Source organism: Maribacter aquimarinus (assembly GCF_047345505.1).
Taxonomy (GTDB): Bacteria; Bacteroidota; Bacteroidia; order Flavobacteriales; family Flavobacteriaceae; genus Maribacter.
The window spans coordinates 1-2,209 of sequence record NZ_JBLFEO010000058.1; the positions used below are offsets into that span (position 1 = coordinate 1).

Annotated in this window: 2 protein-coding genes; both read right to left on the bottom strand. The window is 39.2% G+C overall.

Going from position 1 to position 2,209, the window contains the following annotated elements; translation table 11 throughout:
• Positions 1–83: 83 nt before the first annotated feature.
• Entirely contained in the window at positions 84–851 is a 768-nt protein-coding gene (locus ACKWCC_RS19125) for a CPBP family intramembrane glutamic endopeptidase (RefSeq protein WP_413997574.1), read from the bottom strand.
• A 737-nt stretch (positions 852–1,588) separates the two neighbouring features.
• Entirely contained in the window at positions 1,589–2,029 is a 441-nt protein-coding gene (locus ACKWCC_RS19130) for a CPBP family intramembrane glutamic endopeptidase (RefSeq protein WP_413997575.1), read from the bottom strand.
• Positions 2,030–2,209 lie beyond the last annotated feature (180 nt).

Consider the following 2,209-nt stretch of genomic DNA (forward strand, 5'->3'; position numbering starts at 1 on the left):
CCTGGCGTCATAAAGGGGCTCTTAAGCAAGGTTTTTGCACCGATCGGAAATGGTGGCCGAAATGCGCCCCGAATCGTAGCGGCCTAAAGTTTATAATCCTTGCGAAAATCAGCAAGCCCTAAAATAAGCACTGTGTTTGGGCCATATATGTTATGTAATCCAACTGCTTCAAGTCTCAGGTCTTGCAGCTCATAAGCCTGGATGCTTGATACTAAATTGTTCAGCAAATGCAGCCAAATAACGAGCCATAAGTTGGCTGTGCGGTAGTAGATCCAGCCAATAAAAAGGGAAAATGCAAATAGGGAAGGTCCCAGAAATGGCTTTAAATGCATGGCGGAAAACAGTAGGGAAGTAAATACTATTGCAACCCACATCTTTTGTTTTTTCAATAATCCATCCAGCACAATGCCCCGGAAGACAAACTCCTCAAAAAAAGGCGCGACAAAGAGCACGGTAACAAAATCGTAAACATCATCAAAAGCACCGGAAAGATGAAATGTAGGTATGTTGAAGTACAACAGAAATATTTGATGAACAGGGGTGTAAACAGAAAAATTAAATAATATTAACGCAATGCTGGCTAACAGGAAGCTCAGGGCATCCCTAGCTTTGAAATTGTATGCTCTGAGGTTTTTTTTTGTGATTTTCAGAATGACGGCCAGTGACACGGAACAACCTAACAGATAGCTCCACATAACAGCCTTGGTGGAATCAAAATAAGACAGGGTAACGGCCATAAAGAGAAAATTGATGACTGTGAATACCAAAATCATAAAACCTCCCCTAAGCAAGGAGAGGTTTCTTTTCTCCGAATTTTTCATTGGTGAGGGGAAGTTCTTAGCATTTTCCATATATTTTCACGGCTCCAAAAAAACGTTTGGAAACATCATTTAAGTTGTCAATACAGCCTCACTTATTTATGGCAAGATAAAAAGGAAACCTAAAAAAGTTCATTACTGATTTTAGAATGTCTGCTAAATATGACAAACTATTTTAAATTTTCAGTTAAGATAGCAGCCATTATTTTTATCAGCTGAGGTTATGGTGTCGATTTAGTGACAACCATCATTGTTTGTCTTAACATGCAGATTCCACCTCAATGGCAAAGAGAAATCACTAGCGGATGGGCGGCCTCTGGGGTCATTCGGAAAATCGCATCCCATACATCCATTTAGACCAGTGGCCTGTTGGTACATAGCGGCTTCCTCACCCGCAGTGACCACCACCTCATCTGCATCAAAGGTACCACCAAAGCCGTTGGCATCCCCGGCACAGCCACCGCCGTCCTCAGATTCTGGGTATCCCAATTCCCATTGCTGTGTAGGCCCTAGCCGCCGGTCACCCCGACCACCCTTAATCTCTAACAACTCGGCAGTACCTACCGCCTCAAAATCGTTTAAACTTAATTTTTATGTCCTAATACTTTTAATATTTTGTTTTCGCTAACAATAGACAACGGACATAAAATATTCTTTAGTAGGATGGATATGGACAAAAATTCGATAAAGTGCACCTTTGGTACGCATAGCGATATTAAGCATCATAAGTTCGTTTCGATGCCACACAGAAAACTTGAACACCCTATTTATTAATCAGATGTCACAAGTTTCAGTTTTTTGAAAATCGCAAAGAGTCCGATTGCAGAAATAATAAAAAAAGTTAGCCATAGTAAAGCTGTCAATTGCTTTAGTTCGTATTCCTGAAATACCGTTAAATATGACAGTACATTAAAACCGCTATGAAAAATTATATTTAGCCATAAATTTTTAGATATTGAATAAAGATAAGTAAGTACCACGCTTACAAAGAAATAACCAAGGAAACCATTCAAGTCCGAGTGCATAAGGCTAAAGAGAAAAGATGTAATTAGAATACTCAAAACCAAACTAAATTCTTCGGATAATTTCTCAAATATAACGTATCTGTAAATATATTCCTCCAAAATAGGTGCAAGTAAGATAGATATGATAAAATTGTGGGAGAGGAGGCCACCGTGCATATTTTCCGGGAATTCAAACTTTAAAAACATCAACTCGCCATCTGCGAGATATTTAAAAAAAGTTAAGTCAAAAACCAACTGTAAAATAAAGGCTCTATCGTGTTTTGAGTGGGTAAGTTAGTAAATTGTTATTTTCGGGGGATGGAAAATTCCAAGGAAATATTCGCACTCGCCCTGGGTCTTACCGATCCGTGGTATATAAAGGAGATG

Bases quoted from the DNA above. Each gene is read 5' to 3' on its own strand.
- ACKWCC_RS19130 (WP_413997575.1), bottom strand. From the start codon at position 2,029: ATGTTTTTAAAGTTTGAATTCCCGGAAAATATGCACGGTGGCCTCCTC.
- ACKWCC_RS19125 (WP_413997574.1), bottom strand. From the start codon at position 851: ATGGAAAATGCTAAGAACTTCCCCTCACCAATGAAAAATTCGGAGAAA.